The organism is Neisseria sp. P0021.S007 (assembly GCF_051956855.1).
Window position 1 is genome coordinate 1 of record NZ_JBQCXA010001204.1, and the last position, 517, is coordinate 517.

The following is a 517-nucleotide window of genomic DNA, read 5'->3' on the forward strand; positions in this document are numbered from 1 at the left end:
GCCTTGTGCGAACCGCGTTTGACCACGCTTTTGGCAACGGCCGGATTCCAGCGTTTGGCCAATTCTTTCAGCGTGGATACGTCTAAGTTCCGGTAGTGGAAATAGGCTTCCAAACGCGGCATGTATTTGACCATGAAGCGGCGGTCTTGATGGATGGAGTTGCCGCACATGGGCGTCGATTTCTCAGGTATCCATGCGGACATGAAGTCCAACAGGTTTTGCTCGACTTCGGCTTCGGTCAGTTTGGATTTGCGCACGCGTTGGGTCAGGCCGGTGCGGCCGTGGGTGGCGGTGTTCCACTCGTCCATGCTGTTGAGCAACTCGTCGCTTTGATGGATGACGTATACGTCCGATTGCGCCAGTACGTTCAAATCGGAGTCGGTAATGATCATGGCGACTTCGATAATGCGGTCGTGTTCCGGGTTGAGGCCGGTCATTTCCATATCGAGCCAGCAGAGATTGTTTGCGTTTTGGGTCATTTCAGACGGCCTTGTGTTTTCAGTTGGCAGTATTATAA

1 protein-coding gene is annotated in these 517 nt (G+C 53.2%); it reads right to left on the bottom strand.

Features of this window, described 5'->3' with window-relative positions; translation table 11 throughout:
- The coding region (gene orn, locus ACTHUR_RS18300; RefSeq protein ID WP_440400187.1) for an oligoribonuclease at window positions 1–479 on the bottom strand (479 nt) is incomplete at its 3' end.
- Between the last annotated feature and the right edge of the window lie 38 nt (window positions 480–517).